This window comes from Rheinheimera sp. UJ63, from assembly GCF_021568285.1.
Taxonomy (GTDB): domain Bacteria; phylum Pseudomonadota; class Gammaproteobacteria; order Enterobacterales; family Alteromonadaceae; genus Alishewanella; species Alishewanella maricola.
The window spans coordinates 72,428-90,582 of record NZ_JAKGTQ010000007.1 but is presented as its reverse complement, the minus strand read 5'-3'; the positions used below and the strand labels follow the sequence as shown (position 1 = coordinate 90,582).

Genomic DNA, 18,155 nt, shown 5'->3' with positions numbered 1-18,155 from the left:
TTATACCTCTATTTGATAAAAGTTTTCGGCAACGGGGTGATTGCTAGCAGCTTGTTGTTCACGGATTAACTGCACCGTAGCCATGCCTGCTTGCCGTGCGGCATCTAATTCTGCGACGACATCTGATAAAAATAACACCTGTGCTGGCGGCAATTGCAGTTGTTTTAAAATAGCTTGATAACTGGCTAAGTCGCGTTTCGCACCAATGCGCGTATCAAAATAGCCACTGAGTAAGGGCGTAAGATCACCCGCGTCAGAGTATTTAAACAAGAGTTGTTGGGCAGTAACAGAGCCTGAGCTGTAAATGTACAATGGAATACCGCGCTGTTGCCACGCCTGCAATTGCGCTACGGCATCGGGATACAGATGGCCCGTAAAATGACCTTGCTGATAACCCTCTTGCCAAATCATGCCTTGAAGGCTTTTTAACGGCGTCATTTTTTGATCGGCATCTAACCAAGACAACAAAGCACTAATGCATTGTTCAACATCTGCTTCTGGTTGCTGTAACTGTTCGCGCACGGCGGTTAGTTCCGCCAAGACCGCCGGTTGCTGTTGATGCTGACGAACAAAAGCCGCTAAATGTAAGCGAGCATAAGGAAACAGCACCTCAGTGACAAAGCTAATGCGTGTTGTGGTGCCTTCGATGTCGGTAATAATGGCTGAATAAGTCACGGTTTTCCTGTTATTTTTAGACGTTCAAGCTCGCAGTTTATGAGAAATTCCCAGCCTTCTAAATGCCTTTTTGCTTCAGCTAAACTGTATCCCCACACATAAAGGCCATGGCCTCTCACTAACAGCGCAAATGGCAAGGCTTTGCTTTTCCAGCGTTGCTGTACCTGTCGAGCTAAAGCCGGAATATCTTGAGTGTTGTCAAAAATCGCTAAAGTAAGCGTTTGCTCATGGCTCTGAATGCCGCTGATGGCTTTTTGCATTTCATAACCCCGAAATGGGTAGTTATCGGCACCGATCAAGCGAGAAAAAACGGTAGCATGCACGGAATGGGTATGCAAAACGGCTTTGATCTGAGGATCTAGTTGATAAAGCTGAGCATGCAGTGCGGTTTCTGCCGAGGGAGTACCGTATTGGCAATGCAGTTGATCGGCTTGCCAGCTCACCGGTAATAAATCTTGTGGGCTAAGTTCACCTTTGTCTTTACCTGATGCGGTAACCAACGCCATATTGTCAGTTTGACGGATCGAGAAATTGCCGCCGGTGGCGGGTACCCAGTGGCGGCTGGCGATCCAACGGCCTAAAGTGCATAGCGCAATAGCGTTTGGATTAAGTTGTTGCACCTGTGCGGTATTATTCATCAGAACCTTACCTTCATAACGGTTTGCCTCATCGCGGGAAATAATAAAGCCATACGTTTAAGTGTTTAAGCGTATAGATGTCTATACATGAAATAAGCCAAATGATAGCATTGAAGGTAGTTTTCGCAACTTTTTCTGCACTTATGTCGATAGTTTCCAAGTTACCTGCGGTAGGTACCACCATCTTTAGTCAGATGTCGCAATTAGCGGCAGAGCATCATGCCATTAACCTGTCGCAAGGTTTTCCGGATTTTGCAGCTAATCCGTTCTTGTTACAGCGCTTAGTTAAGCACAGTGCGGAGGGTTTAAATCAATATGCGCCGATGCCTGGTGTGCCGATGTTACGATCACAAGTTGCGGCGTTAACCGCGCGTTGTTATCAGCGACAGGTCTGTGCCGATAGTGAGATCACGGTAACGTCAGGTGCAACGGAAGCCTTATTTGTGGCAATCCAAATGCTCGTGCAGCCTGGTGATGAGGTGCTGCTGTTTGATCCCGCCTACGACAGTTATGCTCCGGCAATCCAGTTAGCCGGTGGTACGCCCGTGCATGTTAGGCTGCAAGCACCTGATTATCAGGTTGACTGGTCACAAGTATCCGCGGTGATGACGCCTCGGACCCGTTTAATTATCGTCAATAGCCCGCATAACCCCACCGGTATGGTGTTTAACGAATCAGACTGGCTGGCTTTACAACAGTTGGTGCTGACACATCAGCTGTATTGCATCAGTGATGAAGTGTATGAGCACATGGTGTTTGACCAGGCTGCACAACTGAGCGCGCATTGCTTCGCGGCATTAGCGGCGCGTACCGTGGTGGTATCCTCTTTTGGTAAAACCTTTCATGTTACTGGTTGGAAATTAGGCTATGCCATAGCCCCGCCTTCGCTCACCGCTGAGTTTAGAAAGATTCATCAATATGTCACCTTTGCCAGTTTTACGCCGGCCCAATATGCCATTGCGGATATGTTGCAACAGCAGCCCGAACAGGTTGCCGAGCTGGGGCAATTTTATCAGCAAAAACGCGATTTTTTTGCTGCGGCGCTAGCGACTAGCCGATTTACCTTGCTTCCCTGTGCCGGTACTTACTTTCAGTTGTTAGATTACCGTGCAATTGCTGCCGAAATGACCGATGTGCAGTTTTGTCAGTGGCTCACCACTGAGCATAAAGTGGCAGCCATTCCGCTTTCTGTGTTTTATCAGCAAGGTTCAGCAGATCGGATTATTCGTTTATGTTTTGCTAAAGAGCAACATACTTTGGCGCAGGCTGCGGAGATCTTATGTCAACTTTAAAGGTCGCGGTGCTGCAAACCACGTTAGTGTGGCAAGATTGCCAAGCAAACCTGGCTCAGTTGACGACGCAATTAGCTGATGTAGAGCAGGTAGACTTAATTGTGCTACCCGAAATGTTTAGTACTGGCTTTAGTATGGATAGCTCGCAAGTGGCAGAGCCAGAACCGGGTGAGGCCTTGTTGTGGTTAAAACAGCAAGCTGCGTTGTATCAGGCGGCCATCACTGGCTCAGTCGCTGTGCGCACGGCAGAAAATCATCGGGTAAATCGATTATATTTTGTGACGCCGGATGGCGCAGTGCAATTTTATGATAAGCGGCATTTGTTCCGTATGGCAGGAGAGCATCATGCTTATCAGGCTGGGCAGCAGCGCGTTATTGTTAATTATCGTGGCTGGCGCATCTTGCTCCAAGTCTGTTATGACCTGCGTTTTCCCGTATTTAGCCGTAATAAAAATGACTATGATGCGATGATCTACGTGGCTAACTGGCCAGCACCGCGCAGTCGTGCTTGGTGGGTGTTATTGCAAGCGCGGGCGATTGAAAATCAAGCTTATGTGTTTGGCTGTAATCGGGTGGGTCAAGATGGTAATGGTATGCAGTATGCGGGTGACAGTTTAATTGTGGACTATCTGGGAAAGCCAATAGCAGAGCTTGCCGCAGACGAAGCCGGAGTACTCTATGCCACAGCCGATCTTAAGGCATTACATGCCTTTCGTGAAAAATTTCCAGCCGCTTTAGATGCCGACCACTTTAACTTGGTTGAGCGTTAAAACGTGATCCGCCTTACTGCCTAGCAGGGATGAAGCAACTTTTTCGCTGATACCGAAGCCCATTCGGTCAGCATTTTGGAGTAGGTTATGTCGCGTGCAGCGCCAACCGCAGTGATTTTTAGTGGTTTTTTTCTGTTAGGTAATTTGATCATTTTATGGGGCATTTTATTGCCTGATATGGCCAAAGACCTACAAATGTCGACCAGTATCAGTGGTCTATTTTTTAGTTTGTTGTCGATGGGCGCCATTCTTGGGGCGGTGATGGGCGGCAAATATGCGCAGCGTTTTCACTTTTTAAGGTTGTTTGCCAGCTTGGCGTTGGTTGAAACCTTGTTACTGTTATTGTTCTCATTTATTACTCGCTGGCAGTTATTACTACCGCTCATCGTGTTAGTGGGCATGACTTACGCGGTGATGTTTACTGTGGGCCACACCTTGATCGCGAGATTGTTTGCGAATAAACGCGCCGCGATGATGGGGCTGATGGATTTTATGTTTAGTTTAGGGACCTTGGCCGCGCCCTTATGGGTCGTGGTGTTATTTTGGGTGCTAGACGATTGGCGCTGGCCGCTGCGCTTTATTGCGTTGGGTTTACTGCTATTAGGGTTCTACAGCTTATATGTCGCCAAGGCGCAGCCACACATGGCCAGTAAGGCGGAGCACAAAGGCAGTAGTTTGTCTTATGCCAAAGTGCTGCGCCAGCCGCTATTTTTCTTAATGTTTTTAGTGATGATTGGCTACGGCGCAGCTGAGTGGGGCCAAGGTAATTGGTTTGTCAGTTACGCAGCAGACGGTATCGGTATAGAAACCGAGCAAGCGCGATTATTACTTGCTTGGTTTACCGGTGGTATGGTGCTTAGCCGCTTGGGCTTTGCTTTATTACTCCGTTGGTGCAGCCCAGCGCAATTAATGTTGCTGCTAGCCTCGCTCGCACTGAGCGGTGCTTTGTTATTAAAACTCAGTGTTGGTTTGCCACAACTTACCGCAGGTAATGTATTACTGGGCTTAGGCATCGGCGGCTTATTTCCACTGATGTTGGCAACCGCGATGGATATAGATAGTGAGAATGGCCCTGTGTTATCGGGTATTGCCAGCATTGGCACTTCTGTGGGCTTTCAATTTGCGGGTTTAGCCACTGGGGTGTGGGCGCAGCAAGCGGGTATTTTACAAGCTTACTGGTTAGTCCCTTTAGCCTGTGCTTGGTTGTTGCTGATGATTCTGTTGTTCTGCCGTCGTTTAACGCCATTAACCGCAAGCGCTTGACCGCAGCGAAAAACCCAGCAAAACTATATGCCCATTAGTCACTGAGTTTTAGCTGTGAAGACAATTAATTGGGCCGCGTTAGAAGCGGCCGCAAAAGACGCCGCTGCGCAGGCATACGCCCCTTATAGTCAATTCCCTGTAGGCGTAGCTGTGCTGGCCGAGAATGGCCACATCTTTGCTGGTTGTAATGTTGAAAATGCTTCTTATGGTGCAACCGTATGCGCAGAGCGCAATGCCATCGCCGCTGCCGTGTTGGCGGGGCATCGTAAATTATTGGCCGTGATGGTCTATACCCCTCAAGAAAAGCTGACACCGCCTTGCGGTATGTGTCGTCAGGTAATTGCAGAATTTTTCCAACCAGACAGCCCTATCGCCAGTTGTAACCATTTAGGTCAACAGCAACATTGGGAACTGCAATACTTATTACCCGATGCCTTTACCCCTAACTATTTAGCTGCTAGTAACAAGATATCAAAGGATTAAGCATGGCGATCCCACAGGAAATTATTAAAACAAAACGGAATGGCCAAGTGTTAACTGAGGCCGAGATTAAACAGTTCGTACAAGGTTTAACAGACGACAGCTTTAGCGATAGCCAAGCGGCTGCGCTGGCCATGGCCATTTATTTAAACGGTATGACGGTAGCCGAGACCGTATCCTTAACGTTAGCGATGCGCGATTCAGGCACGGTATTGAATTGGCATGGTCAGTTAAATGGCCCAGTAGTTGATAAACACAGCACGGGCGGTGTGGGTGATAAAGTCACGCTCATGTTAGCTCCGATGGTCGCAGCCTGTGGTGCCTATATGCCAAGTATTGCCGGCCGTGGGTTGGGCCATACGGGGGGCACAGTAGACAAACTGGAAGCGATCCCAGGCTATAGCTGTACGCAATCACTGAACCGTATTCGCCAACTGTTACCTGAGTTAGGTTGCGTTATTGTTGGTCAAAGTAGTGAGCTCGCCCCTGCAGATCGTCGTTTGTATGGCATTCGTGATGTGACGGCCACGGTAGAATCTATACCACTGATTACTGCGTCTATTTTGTCGAAAAAATTGTCTGAAGGCTTAGATGTGCTGGTGATGGACGTTAAAGTGGGCAATGGGGCCATTATGGCAACGGCGGATGATGCTGCTGCGCTGGCGAACAGTATTGTTAACACTGCAACCGGTGCAGGTGTCGCTACGCGCGCGTTAATTACTGACATGAATCAAATCTTAGGGGCTACTGCGGGTAATGCGTTAGAAGTGATGGAAACGCTGGATTATTTAACCGGTAAATACCGTGAGCCCAGATTACATCAATTAACCTTAGAACTCGGTGCGAATATGCTGGTTCTAGGTAAGGTGTATGCCGATAAAGCCGCTGCGGTAGCTGCGTTAGAGCACAGTTTGAGTTCGGGTAAAGCGGCAGAGATTTTTGCGAAGATGGTCAGTGCCATGGGTGGCCCCGCAGACTTGTTTGAAAAGCCTGCGCAATATTTAGCGGCAGCACCAGCGAGTTTAGTGATCGAGTCACCTCAAGCAGGAGAACTGCACTATGCCAACACCGTTGGTTTAGGCATGGCCGTTGTAAGATTGGGTGGGGGGCGTTCGCATCCGGCACAGAAAATTGACCCTGCAGTTGGCTTTAGTCAAATTGTCAGTGCGGGAAATCAAGTCAGTATAGGGCAACCTTTAGCCACCGTGCATGCGGCAACCACGGCTGCAGCCGAGATGGCAAAAGCGGAGTTTTTAGCCGCGTGTCGTTTTGACCGTACCGCGGTAGCACCGTTAGTACATCAAGTGATTGGTTAACGCGAGTTGCGGTTTGCTGTTAAGATTTTTTAAGCGGTGTTTTTACGCGCGAAACGAGTAGTGCACTACGCGCTACCCGGTTCGTTTTGTTAAATGTGGCGTACAGTCATAAAAAAACCGGCTTGCGCCGGTTTTTTTATTAACAACTCAACTTAAGACTTCTGACGCTTCATCGCATCAAAGAATTCGTCGTTCGTTTTCGTCATTAACAATTTATCGATAAGGAATTCCATACAATCGGTTTCATCCATCGGATGTAAGATTTTGCGCAGGATCCACATTTTTTGCAGTTCTTCTGGTGACGCCAGTAATTCTTCACGGCGCGTACCTGAACGGTTAAAGTCGATAGCAGGGAACACACGGCGCTCAGCGATTTTCCGCGATAAGTGCAGTTCCATGTTACCGGTACCTTTAAATTCTTCGTAGATAACCTCGTCCATTTTAGAACCGGTATCTACTAAGGCTGTGGCGATAATGGTTAAACTGCCACCTTCCTCAACGTTACGTGCCGCACCAAAGAAACGCTTTGGTTTGTGCAAGGCGTTAGCATCCACACCACCGGTTAATACCTTGCCTGAGCTAGGGATCACGGTGTTGTAAGCGCGAGCTAAACGCGTAATCGAGTCAAGCAGGATGATCACGTCTTTCTTGTGTTCAACCAAGCGCTTGGCTTTTTCGATAACCATTTCAGCAACTTGTACGTGACGGCTAGCCGGTTCATCAAAGGTAGATGCAATCACTTCCCCTTTCACTAAACGCTGCATCTCGGTGACTTCTTCTGGGCGTTCGTCGATTAACAACACCATCAGCACACAATCAGGATGATTGGCGGCGATAGATTGGGCGATGTTTTGCAACAGAATGGTTTTACCGGCTTTAGGTGGCGCGACAATCAACCCGCGCTGGCCTTTACCGATAGGTGAGGCTAAGTCTAGCACACGTGCCGTGATATCTTCGCGGCTACCGTTACCCCGTTCCATGCGTAAACGTGAGTTCGCATGCAGCGGCGTTAAGTTTTCGAATAAGATTTTGTTACGCGCATGCTCAGGTTTGCCGAAGTTAACTTCGCTGACTTTTAGCAGGGCGAAGTAACGCTCACCTTCTTTAGGTGGCCGAATTAAACCGGAAATGCTGTCACCTGTACGCAAGTTAAAGCGGCGGATCTGGCTAGGCGAGACATAGATATCGTCTGGGCCAGCTAGGTACGAGCTGTCAGAGGAACGAAGGAAACCAAAGCCATCCTGTAAGATTTCTAAGCAACCATCACCGTAAATTTCTTCACCGTTTTTGGCATGGGATTTAAGGATGGCGAAGATGATATCTTGTTTGCGCAGACGAGCCATGTTTTCTTGGCCCATAGACTCAGCTAACTCAACCAGCTCGCTAATTGGCTTCAGTTTCAGTTCTGTTAAATGCATATTTGATGGGTTCTTGTTGGTGGAAACAGATTAAATGCTTATCAATTCGATAAATATGGGATAGAAGTTGGTTTATTCGACAGACAAGCGTGGTTCAGGGTATTTGCTACTGCACACAATAGCAGCTGCGATAACGTCCGTCCAGCGGACAATAGAAAAAAGGCGTACAAAAAATACGCCTTTTTAGCACATCGTTAGATGTTGCTGTCTAAAAACTGCTTTAATTGCGTTTTTGACAGAGCACCTACTTTAGTGGCGGCAACTTGACCATTCTTGAATAACAGCAAGGTTGGAATGCCACGAATACCAAATTTTGGTGGTGTGTTCGGGTTTTGGTCAATGTTGACCTTGGCCACTGCAACTTTACCCGCATATTCAGATGCGACATCATCCAGGATCGGCGCGATCATTTTACATGGGCCACACCATTCCGCCCAGAAATCAACCAGTACTGGCGTTTCTGCTTTTAATACATCAGCTTCAAAGCTGTCGTCAGAAACCTGTAAAATATGTTCGCTCATCTATTTCTCCGTTCATGCTGTGCAGTTACACTGCAAAAAATATATTATCAATTTAATCGCGGCTGTTTCTTATTGCAAGCGTAACAGTTATGCTAGGTAGATATGAATAAAACACACTTAACATCGCATAAATTCGCCGATTTCGGATTGGCACCACAGGTTCTTGACGCTCTTGCAGCGCAAGGTTATGACTATTGTACGCCAATTCAGGCACAATGTTTACCCCTAGCGCTTGCTGGGAAAGACATTGCAGGTCAAGCACAGACGGGAACGGGTAAAACACTCGCTTTCCTTACTGCTACCTTCCATCATCTGCTTACGCATGAACCCAAGGGTTCAGGTCAACCTCGCGCCATCATAATGGCTCCTACGCGAGAGTTGGCGGTTCAGATCCATAATGATGCCGTTATGCTAGCGCAAAAATCGAATCTGCGGCTTGGCTTGATTTATGGGGGCGAGGGTTACGATTCTCAACGGCAACTGCTGGAACAAGGCGTAGATATTTTGATCGGCACTACCGGTCGCTTAATTGATTATTTAAAACAAGGCTTATTTGAGCTGTCACAAATTCAAGTGGTGGTGTTAGATGAAGCCGATCGCATGTTCGATTTGGGCTTTATCAAAGACATCCGCTTTATGTTTAATCGTATGCCGCCAGTCACTGAGCGGTTAAGTTTACTTTTTTCTGCTACTTTGTCTTACAAGGTACAAGAACTGGCCTTTGAAAAAATGAATCAGCCAGTGCATATCCATATCGCACCTGAAGAAATGACCGGCAGCCGGATCAGTGAAGAGCTGTTTTATCCAGCACATGAACACAAAATGGCCTTGTTGCTGACGTTATTAGAAGAAGAATGGCCAGATAAAGCCATTGTTTTTGCGAATACTAAGCACGCCTGTGAAGACGTGTATCATTGGTTAGATGCTGATGGTCACCGCGTCGGTTTACTGACTGGCGATGTTATTCAGAAGAAACGTTTAAAAATTCTCGACGATTTTACTACCGGTAAGTTAGATATTTTAGTTGCCACCGATGTGGCTGCGCGTGGTTTGCATATTCCGATGGTTAGTCATGTATTTAACTATGACTTACCCGATGATTGCGAAGATTATGTGCATCGTATTGGTCGTACTGGCCGTGCGGGTGAAAGTGGTAAAGCGATCAGTTTTGCTTGTGAGCGTTATGCCTTGAATTTAACCGCGATCGAAGAGTATATTCGGCATCCGGTACCTGTTACCCAGTATGATGCTGACGCCTTGTTAACTGATGTTACACCACCGAAGCCACGTGTTAGACGCCGTCCAGCACAAGCACGAAGTGGTGCAGGTAACCGCGGTAATAGTGGACGCCCGAGTAATGGCACAAGATCTCCTCGCAGCCGCCCTAGATAATCACTCCCTCGACAGCGATCACGCTGCCTCGATACGCTCACCGCATAGTGATATTTATGCGGTGATTGATCTCGGCTCCAACAGCTTTCATATGTTGATGGTCAAGGTGGTTGGCGGTTCAGTGCAAGTTATTGGCCGGGTTAAACGCAAAGTACGTTTGGCTGCGGGTTTAAATGACAACTTAGTCCTCAGCCACAAAGCCATGAAACGTGGTTGGGAGTGTTTGGCGTTATTTGCCGAGCGCTTGCAAGATATTCCTGCTGAAAATATTCGCATTGTCGGCACTGCCACCTTACGCTTAGCCCAAAACGTCAAAGTGTTTTTGCAAGAAGCAGAAGCGATCCTTGGCCAACAGGTGCAAGTGATTAGCGGTGAAGACGAAGCGCGCATTATTTACTTAGGTGTTGCACATACCTCCAATAGCGACAGCAACCGTTTGGTGATCGATATTGGCGGTGCCAGTACCGAGGTCGTCATTGGCCAGGGTTTTACACCGACCTTATTATCTAGCCTGAATATGGGCTGCGTAACCTACCTTGAGCGTTATTTTACAGACCAACAATTAAGCGAAGATAATTTCTCAGCGGCGATTCAAGCGGCTGAAACGGAAATCGTTAAGATCCGTGATTCGTTTATTCATGAAGGTTGGCAGATTGCGGTGGGGGCGTCAGGCACCGTGCAAGCCATGCAAGAAATCTTGGTGGCGCAGGGCAAAGATGAAGTGATTACACTGCGCCGTTTAGAAGACATTATGCAGCAAGCCATGGCGTGTGGTCCGGTTGAGCAATTAAGTATCTTAGGTTTAGCGCAAGAACGTAAACAAGTGTTTGCCTCTGGTTTAGCGATTTTGATTGCGCTGTTTCGGCAGCTACAAATCAGTGGCATGACCTTATCCGGTGGCGCTTTACGCGAAGGCGTGCTGTATAGCATGTTGCCGGGCCTGCAAGACAGTAATGTGCGTAATCGTACGGTAAACAGCTTGATGGTGCGTTACTTTATTGACCAGCAACATGCCGAGCGGGTTGCCGAGATGGCGACGGAGTTGGCTGGGCAATTACAAAGCCGTTGGGATCTGCAAAAGTTTGAAGGGCACAGCATGCTTCGTTCTGGTGCCTTATTGCATGAACTGGGCTTACTGATTGAATATAAAAATCATCATCATCATGGTGCTTATATTATCAATCATTCTGACTTGCCCGGGTTTACCCGTGCGCAACAGCAGTTAGTGATGGCTTTGGTGTATAACCATCGTGCTGATATCGCACGGGAAGTGATCGCCAGACAAACCATGACCTCGGTGTTATTAACCGTGCGTTTAACGCGGATCTTACGTTTAGCGGTGATTATGTCGATGCGGCGTCGGCTGGAGGCTTTACCGCAGGTAACGATTAGCGCTAAGGCAGAAACCCTGACCTTAACGATGCCAGCGGGTTGGCTAGAGCAGCATCCGTTAATGCGTGCCGAGTTAGAACAAGAAGTGCAATATCAGCAACAAGCGGGTTGGGAATTAATTATCAATTAAGTCTGCTTGCCGCCATTGCTAAAAGCAGGGCAGCAAGCAACCTCTTGTCGCTTAACCGTTTTGTTTTAACCAGATCGCGACCTTCTTCGCAAAATACGTCAAAATGCCATCTGCGCCTGCCCGTTTAAAGGCTAATAACGACTCCATAACCACCGGTTGCTCTGCAAGCCAGCCATTTTGAATAGCGGCCATGTGCATGGCGTATTCACCACTAACCTGGTAGGCAAAAGTCGGCACGCCAAACTCGTCTTTCACGCGACGGACAATATCCAGATACGGCATACCTGGCTTTACCATGACCATATCCGCGCCTTCTTCTAGATCCATGGCCACTTCGTGCAGGGCTTCATTGCTGTTTGCCGGATCCATCTGGTAATTCTTTTTATTACCACCTTTTAGGTTGCCAGCTGAGCCAACCGCATCGCGGAACGGGCCATAATAGCTGGAGGCATATTTAGCAGAGTAAGCCATGATACGGGTATTCACATACCCGGCTTCTTCTAATGCTTCGCGGATCGCCCCAATTCGACCATCCATCATATCAGAGGGCGCCACCACATCGGCACCGGCTGCGGCATGCGACAATGCCTGTTTTACCAATGCTGCGGTGGTAATGTCGTTTTGCACATAACCCTTTTCATCAATAATGCCGTCTTGGCCATGCGTGGTAAAAGGATCTAATGCCACATCGGTAATGATGCCCAATTCGGGTGTATGTTCTTTTAATAACTGAACTGCGCGCTGCGCTAAACCATCGGGGTTCCACGCCTCTTCAGCGGTTAATGATTTATTGGCGGCTGGGGTGACTGGAAACAACGCGATAGCAGGGATCCCCAGTGCAACTAATGCTTTGGCTTCTTCGAGTAGCAAATCCAGTGTTAGCCGCTCTATACCAGGCATTGAGGCAATGGCTTCGCGTTTATTAACACCGTCAATAATGAACATCGGATAAATCAGGTCGTTCACTGTTAGTTGATTTTCTGCCATTAAACGTCGGCTAAAATCATGCTCACGCATGCGGCGTAAACGGCTAGCAGGAAAAAAACGGTTAGTGTGCATCAATAAGATCCTCAACGGGTAATTGCAATAAACGACAGCTATTTTGGTAACTCTGCTCGGCCACTTGCGCTAAGCTTTGCCCCGTTAAACGCGCAACTTCGGAACCAATAGCGGGCAATAAAGCGGGTGTATTATGCCGAGGGCGCGGTCTGATCGTTCGGGGGGTTAAATAGGGTGCGTCGGTTTCTAAGATTAAACGATCGGCTGGTAAATATTGAATAGCTTGCTGTAAGGCTTGGCCTCGGCGCTCGTCACATAACCAACCGGTAATACCAATATAAAGCCCAAGCTCAAGGTAGGCTTTCAGTTGGTTAGTATCGCCCGTAAAACAATGGGCAATGCCACCGCGAAGCGGGGGTTGTTCTTTTAGCATGGCTATTTGCGTAGCAAAGGCATCGCGTTCGTGCAGATACACGGGTAATTGATACTGCTTAGCCAGCGCGAGCTGTTCGGCAAAGACTTTTTTTTGTTGGTCGCGTGGTGAAAAATCGCGATTAAAGTCTAAGCCACATTCGCCTATCGCCAATACATGGCTTGCTTGCAGCTGTAGGGCAAGTTGTTGCAGCCAGTCTGCCCCGACGTTTGCCGCTTGATGCGGGTGCACGCCAGCAGTACTGTAACAACCGGTATGTTGCTGGCAAAAACTGAGATTTTTCTGGCTTTCGGCTAAGTCGCTACTGATTAATAAACAATCAGTGACACCCGCGGCATTTGCTGCAGCGATAATGGCGCTTTCTTGGGCCGCGAATTGGGCACTAAAAAGATTTAGCCCACAGTCAAACCAGCGCATACTATTTAACGCGTTTAACTTTTAACGTGCGGTTATTATTGTCGTTCGCTAAGGTAAATGAGCCAAAAATACCGCGTTTGATGTAGTGACGTTCGCCCTCTTGGATAGGGTAAAACGAGCTGTTGGTTTGCTGCCAAATCTGTTGATTATCGAATTCGATAATTAACAACTTGCGGTTAGTGTAGCTAATTTTTTTTACGGTAACGCTGATTTGCTCTAGCTCATCTTTAACTTGCTTATTTTCATTACCAAACTGCTTTTCCATAACAGCGGGACGGCTTACAGCGGCAACAGCTGCAGCAGGTGCCGCTGCTTTTGCTGGCGGTGGGGTAACCGTTGTCGGCGCGACAACTACTGCAGCGGCCTTCGGTGCTGGCGTGCTGTTTGTTGTAGGTGTTGCCTTGATTGCGTCATAACAAGCTAAACGTTGCTGTGCTTGGCTTTGCGCCCGGCACTGCTCAATAGCCGTTTCTAAACGATTGTCTGCGAAAAGGGGGGGGCAAACTACCAGCAATAACGCGCTGGCACTGCACAGGAATGGCTTTATCATGATTGTTGTTCCTCTTTATTTTCTGGCGTGTCGTCAGTGCTTTGCGGTTGATAAAAGCGGCTTAGCCACAGGCCCACTTCAAATAGCATCCACATTGGAATAGCCAATAACGTTTGTGATAACACATCTGGTGGGGTTAATAGCATGCCGAGAATAAAGGCTCCGACAATAATATAAGGCCGTTTTTCTGCCAAGGTGGCACGGCTAACGCTACCACTCCATACCAGTAATAGAATGGCGATAGGAATTTCAAAGGACAAACCAAAAGCAAAAAACAGCTTCAGTACAAAGTCTAGGTAACTGGTAATGTCAGTGGCAATGGTTACACCTTCTGGCGCGACGCTAGTGAAAAAGGCAAAAACCAAGGGGAAAACAATAAAATAAGCGAAGGCGATGCCACCGTAAAATAACAGGGTGCTGCTGGCCACTAACGGCGCCATTAAACGTTTTTCCCGACTGTACAGTGCAGGGGCAATAAATTGCCAAACTTGCAATAAAATATAGGGGATGGCTAGACAAATAGAGACAATAAAGGTGAGCTTAAACGGCGCAAAAAACGGTGCGGCCACGTCGGTGGCAATCATACTGGTGCCTTCTGGTAGCACTGCCAATAAGGGCTCGGCTAGCAAAGCATAGATATCGCGTGCAAAATAGGCGAGACAAGCAAACACCACCAGCACCACAATGACTGAACGCAGTAGTCTGTTTCGTAATTCGAGTAAATGTCCTAGCAGGCTATTAGGATCCGGTTTTGTTTTCATCTTTTACGGCAGTCTCACTAACGGTGGGGGTGAGGTCTTTACTGAGCTTCTGTTGCAGCGGGTCAAGGTTTACCTGACCATTAGCAGGGCGCACCGAGTTTGCGGCTTCAGTTAATTCTTTAATCGCCGCTTGTTCATCAGCGGTCAGATTCAGCATGTCTTTGGCTTCAGCATCTTTAAGCTTTTGATGTAACTCATGTATCCGTAGATTATCACTGAGCTCGGCTTGCATTTGCTGACCAAATTGTTTCACGCTACGCACCGTTTTCATGGTACTGCGAATAGCGCCAGGTAAGCGTTCCGGTCCGAGCACCAGCAGTGCTACTACCGCGATCACTAAAATTTCCCAGAAGCCCATACTTAGCGCTTATCTTTCTCAGCGTTGGCTGAGTGAGTGTGAGTGGTATCTGTGGCTTGATCCGCTTTGCCAGTTAATTGTTCTGGCTTGTGCGGAGTGTCTTCGTGTTCTTCATCCGCTTTTTCATCTTTGACGGAGCTACGAAAACCTTTAATCGCAGAGCCCAAATCGGTGCCGATGCCACGTAAACGTTTAGTGCCGAAAATCAACACAACGATGGCTAAAATAATTAATAATTGCCAAATGCTAACACCACCAATACCCATTTTAACTCCTCATCGATACTACGAACATGTTGCGCTGGACTACACTGCCTATTAGGCCAGTAGTGTTTTAATCGTAAAAAATGCGGCAATAACACCCAGTAAGGCGGTAAGCCATGGCGAGCCTTGATTGAACGTTATACTAGCACTAATCACGCTGGCTGCAGCAAGAATAGCGTTAATTATTTGCCGTTTGCTTTGTTGTTGCTGCAGTTGCAGTTGTTGTAGTTGCAATAACAAAGCTTGCTGCTGTTGTGGGCCTTGCTGCAAATAGCGATGAAATAATTCCGGCATTTGCGGCATCTTTTCAGCCCAAAACGGCAGGTTCTCTTTTACTTGGCGCCAAATAGCCGGTAAACCGACTTGTTGTTTTACCCAATTTTCTAAAAAGGGTTTCGCTGTTTTCCACAGATCCAGTTGCGGATATAGCTGGCGACCTAGCCCTTCGATATAAAGCAAGGTTTTTTGTAAAAGTACCAGTTGCGGCTGCACCTGCATTTCAAAGCGTCGCGCGGTATTAAATAAATTGAGCAGGACTTGGCCAAAGGAAATTTCGGCCAAAGGTTTTTGAAAGATCGGTTCACACACGGTACGGATCGCGCTTTCAAACTCTTCTACTTTGGTATGAGCCGGTACCCAGCCCGAATCCAGATGTAGCTGTGCCACTTTGCGATAATCACGGTTAAAAAAGGCAACAAAGTTTTCAGCTAAATAGCGTTTATCTTCAGCATTTAAAGTGCCAACGATGCCACAGTCGATGCCGATGTATAGTGGATTCTCGGGATGTTCACGCGAGACAAAGATATTACCCGGATGCATATCGGCGTGAAAAAAACTGTCGCGAAACACCTGCGTAAAAAACACTTCTACACCGCGTTTGGCCAGCAACTCCATGTCGGTGCCTTGTGCTTGCAGCGCCGGAATATCCGATACTGGAATACCGTAAATACGTTCCATCACCATGACATTGTTGCGACAGTGATCAGCGTAAACCAAAGGAATATACAGCGAATCTGAGCCTTCGAAATTACGTTTTAATTGAATGGCGTTGGCGGCTTCACGTTGTAAATCTAATTCATCTAAAATGGTTTTGCGGTATTCCGCAACAACTTCGCGTGGTCGCAGACGTTTGCCGTCAGGTAAAAACCGTGCTGCAATTTGCGCCAAGCTATCCATTAGCGCTAAATCAGCCAAAATTTGTTTACGAATACCGGGGCGGATCACTTTGATTACGACGTCTGCGACACGGCCATCGTCTTGGCGCAATTGCGCGGTATGCACTTGGGCAATCGAGGCTGAGGCTAAAGGTGTCACGTCAAAATCGGCAAATAAATCACTGATGTGCTTTAACCCCAGTGCTTGCTCGATCAGTCGTTGTGCTTCCTCTCCAGGAAAGGGCGCCACTTTATCCTGCAAAATACTTAATTCATCCACCAAGGCGGCGGGAAGCAGGTCACGGCGAGTTGAGAGCATTTGGCCAAATTTAATCCACACCGGCCCTAAACTTTGCAAGGCTAAACGTAATCTGGCGCCCACGGCGTGTTCTGGATAACGATTACGTAACCAAAAGGCACAACGACGGAATAAACGCGCGTACCAAGGTTGCCAGTGTTTTGGCAGTAGTTCGTCCAGACCGTATTGCAGCATGGTTTTTTGGATCTGGTAAAAACGACTTATCCGCACCTAAAGCTCCTGGTATTGTTTTAACTGGCGACGTAACATTTCTAATCGTGCCTGTAGCTCGCTAAGATCTTGGGTAAATTGATCCGCTTCTAAACGGGTTGGACTGAGCCGCAATTCATCTTGAACCAACTCCAGTTGCAATTGGCTGAGTAATTTTGCTTTTTCTTGCAAATAGGCTTGTAACTGACTCAGGGTACGACTGATTTTATGTGCTGCGGCATCACCGATATAGCCCGATAAAGCGTGTTGCCAATCGGGATTTAATTGCTGTAAAAAATAAGAAAATTGCTGGGCAACTTGTAAATCACCATCAATGTCGAGTGCATCACTTTTAATCAATTTAGTGAGCTGGCTGGGATCACGCAGCTGGCGTAAGGTCGCTAAATCTGTAGAGATTTTACAATCAGTGGCTTCGTTATGCATATTAATCAGTAACGAGTCATTACTGGCGCTGACCACTAAGGTTAAGTTTAAATCGCGCAAACAAAAAGACAACTGCTTGCCTTGCAGCCGCTGCAAAGCAGGCTGACAGGCAGGATCCATCGCAATTAACTTGCGGCTGAGTTTTTCAGCAATGGCACAAAGTAATTGCGGTAGTAAGGGTAACATTAGAATTTATATCCGCGGTGCAACGCCACAATACCGCCGGTTAAATTTTCGTAGGTGACTTCGGCAAAGCCCGCAGCGCTCATCATGGCTTTTAAGGTTTCTTGGTCAGGGTGCATACGGATAGATTCTGCCAGATACTGATAGCTTTCTTTATCATTCGCAATTAATTGCCCCATAAAGGGCAATAGGCGGAACGAATATAAGTCGTAGGCCTTGCTTAACCATTCATGGCTAGGCTTAGAGAACTCAAGTACCAATAGGCGACCACCCGGCTTTAATACGCGAAAGATGGAACCTAAGGCGGCGTCTTTGTCGGTGACATTGCGTAAACCGAAGCCGATAGAAACGATATCAAAGCTATTATCGGCAAAGGGCAGGGCTTCTGCATTCGCTTGCACATATTCAATATTATTGACCAAGCCTAAATCACGTAACTTATCACGGCCGACATTGAGCATCGATTCATTGATATCGGCTAACACTACCTTGCCAGTGGCACCGACGCGTTTTGAGAATAGTGCGGTGATGTCACCTGTTCCTCCGGCTAAATCAAGCACCTGCTGGCCAGGGCGGACACCACTACAATCAATGGTAAAGCGTTTCCACAACCGATGAATGCCTAGTGACATGACATCATTCATAATATCGTATTTGGCAGCTACCGAATGAAACACATCCGCAACCATGGCAACCTTTTGTTCTGCCGGTACCGATTTAAAGCCAAAATGTGTCGTGTTGTTGTTGGAATCGCTCATAACAGTGCCTGATTTAAATACTAGACTGTTAGTGTAAAAG

At 47.5% G+C, this 18,155-nt stretch carries 20 protein-coding genes; 7 read left to right on the top strand and 13 right to left on the bottom strand.

Going from position 1 to position 18,155, the window contains the following annotated elements; genetic code table 11:
• Together mtnC and L1N97_RS15360 are read right to left on the bottom strand one after the other, a co-directional pair.
• Positions 1 to 675, bottom strand: a complete 675-nt coding sequence (gene mtnC, locus L1N97_RS15365; RefSeq protein ID WP_236130399.1) for an acireductone synthase — start codon at positions 673 to 675, stop codon at positions 1 to 3.
• Positions 672 to 1,313 (bottom strand): methylthioribulose 1-phosphate dehydratase, encoded by a 642-nt coding sequence (locus L1N97_RS15360; RefSeq protein WP_229586060.1) that lies wholly within the window; start codon positions 1,311 to 1,313, stop codon positions 672 to 674. The genes mtnC and L1N97_RS15360 overlap by 4 nt, the downstream gene beginning before the upstream one ends.
• Before the next feature lie 143 nt (positions 1,314 to 1,456).
• On the opposite strand from L1N97_RS15360, the gene L1N97_RS15355 reads away from it, so the two are divergent.
• The 5 genes from L1N97_RS15355 to deoA all read left to right on the top strand — a co-directional run bounded on the left by L1N97_RS15355 (position 1,457) and on the right by deoA (position 6,434).
• Positions 1,457 to 2,605 carry a methionine aminotransferase gene (locus L1N97_RS15355; protein ID WP_236130398.1) on the top strand — a complete coding sequence of 383 codons (1,149 nt, stop codon included), beginning with the start codon at positions 1,457 to 1,459 and terminating at the stop codon, positions 2,603 to 2,605.
• Positions 2,593 to 3,375, top strand: coding sequence for an amidohydrolase (locus L1N97_RS15350; protein ID WP_236130397.1), 783 nt, complete (start codon positions 2,593 to 2,595; stop codon positions 3,373 to 3,375). The genes L1N97_RS15355 and L1N97_RS15350 overlap by 13 nt, the downstream gene beginning before the upstream one ends.
• Before the next feature lie 87 nt (positions 3,376 to 3,462).
• Positions 3,463 to 4,638, top strand: a complete 1,176-nt coding sequence (locus tag L1N97_RS15345; RefSeq protein ID WP_236130396.1) for an MFS transporter — start codon at positions 3,463 to 3,465, stop codon at positions 4,636 to 4,638.
• Between the two features lie 54 nt (positions 4,639 to 4,692).
• Positions 4,693 to 5,121, top strand: coding sequence for a cytidine deaminase (locus L1N97_RS15340; RefSeq protein ID WP_306178596.1), 429 nt, complete (start codon positions 4,693 to 4,695; stop codon positions 5,119 to 5,121).
• A 2-nt stretch (positions 5,122 to 5,123) separates the two neighbouring features.
• A complete protein-coding gene (deoA, locus tag L1N97_RS15335) occupies positions 5,124 to 6,434 on the top strand; it encodes a thymidine phosphorylase (protein ID WP_236130395.1) in 1,311 nt (436 codons plus the stop codon).
• A gap of 152 nt (positions 6,435 to 6,586) precedes the next feature.
• Here the strand turns inward: deoA and rho are convergent, their stop codons facing one another.
• Entirely contained in the window at positions 6,587 to 7,852 is a 1,266-nt protein-coding gene (gene rho, locus L1N97_RS15330) for a transcription termination factor Rho (protein ID WP_226751360.1), read from the bottom strand.
• A gap of 194 nt (positions 7,853 to 8,046) precedes the next feature.
• Positions 8,047 to 8,373, bottom strand: a complete 327-nt coding sequence (gene trxA / locus L1N97_RS15325) for a thioredoxin TrxA (protein ID WP_226751359.1) — start codon at positions 8,371 to 8,373, stop codon at positions 8,047 to 8,049.
• Between the two features lie 102 nt (positions 8,374 to 8,475).
• On the opposite strand from trxA, the gene rhlB reads away from it, so the two are divergent.
• Positions 8,476 to 9,765, top strand: a complete 1,290-nt coding sequence (gene rhlB, locus L1N97_RS15320; RefSeq protein ID WP_226751358.1) for an ATP-dependent RNA helicase RhlB — start codon at positions 8,476 to 8,478, stop codon at positions 9,763 to 9,765.
• A complete protein-coding gene (gene gppA, locus L1N97_RS15315) occupies positions 9,662 to 11,287 on the top strand; it encodes a guanosine-5'-triphosphate,3'-diphosphate diphosphatase (protein ID WP_329605566.1) in 1,626 nt (541 codons plus the stop codon). The genes rhlB and gppA overlap by 104 nt, the downstream gene beginning before the upstream one ends.
• 51 nt (positions 11,288 to 11,338) lie before the next feature.
• Here the strand turns inward: gppA and hemB are convergent, their stop codons facing one another.
• From hemB to ubiE, 9 genes are read right to left on the bottom strand one after another with little or no spacing between them, the layout of a single operon-like run.
• The gene (gene hemB, locus L1N97_RS15310) at positions 11,339 to 12,346 is read right to left on the bottom strand and encodes a porphobilinogen synthase (RefSeq protein WP_229586055.1); all 1,008 of its coding nucleotides are present in this window, start codon (positions 12,344 to 12,346) and stop codon (positions 11,339 to 11,341) included.
• Entirely contained in the window at positions 12,336 to 13,136 is an 801-nt protein-coding gene (locus tag L1N97_RS15305) for a TatD family hydrolase (RefSeq protein WP_236130394.1), read from the bottom strand. The genes hemB and L1N97_RS15305 overlap by 11 nt, the downstream gene beginning before the upstream one ends.
• Before the next feature lies 1 nt (position 13,137).
• A complete protein-coding gene (locus tag L1N97_RS15300; protein WP_236130393.1) occupies positions 13,138 to 13,686 on the bottom strand; it encodes a hypothetical protein in 549 nt (182 codons plus the stop codon).
• Complete coding sequence (gene tatC, locus L1N97_RS15295) at positions 13,683 to 14,447, bottom strand: twin-arginine translocase subunit TatC (RefSeq protein ID WP_236130392.1); 765 nt, start codon at positions 14,445 to 14,447, stop codon at positions 13,683 to 13,685. The genes L1N97_RS15300 and tatC overlap by 4 nt, the downstream gene beginning before the upstream one ends.
• On the bottom strand, positions 14,425 to 14,805 hold the full coding sequence (tatB, locus tag L1N97_RS15290) for a Sec-independent protein translocase protein TatB (protein ID WP_229586051.1): 381 nt from the start codon (positions 14,803 to 14,805) through the stop codon (positions 14,425 to 14,427). Before tatB ends, tatC begins: the two co-directional genes overlap by 23 nt.
• Before the next feature lie 2 nt (positions 14,806 to 14,807).
• Positions 14,808 to 15,071: a twin-arginine translocase TatA/TatE family subunit gene (gene tatA / locus L1N97_RS15285; protein ID WP_229586050.1), complete on the bottom strand. Its 264-nt coding sequence runs from the start codon at positions 15,069 to 15,071 to the stop codon at positions 14,808 to 14,810.
• Positions 15,072 to 15,122: 51 nt separating this feature from the next.
• A complete protein-coding gene (gene ubiB / locus L1N97_RS15280; protein ID WP_329605565.1) occupies positions 15,123 to 16,751 on the bottom strand; it encodes a ubiquinone biosynthesis regulatory protein kinase UbiB in 1,629 nt (542 codons plus the stop codon).
• Entirely contained in the window at positions 16,752 to 17,360 is a 609-nt protein-coding gene (locus tag L1N97_RS15275) for a ubiquinone biosynthesis accessory factor UbiJ (RefSeq protein WP_236130391.1), read from the bottom strand.
• The gene (gene ubiE / locus L1N97_RS15270; protein ID WP_229586047.1) at positions 17,360 to 18,115 is read right to left on the bottom strand and encodes a bifunctional demethylmenaquinone methyltransferase/2-methoxy-6-polyprenyl-1,4-benzoquinol methylase UbiE; all 756 of its coding nucleotides are present in this window, start codon (positions 18,113 to 18,115) and stop codon (positions 17,360 to 17,362) included. The genes L1N97_RS15275 and ubiE overlap by 1 nt, the downstream gene beginning before the upstream one ends.
• Between the last annotated feature and the right edge of the window lie 40 nt (positions 18,116 to 18,155).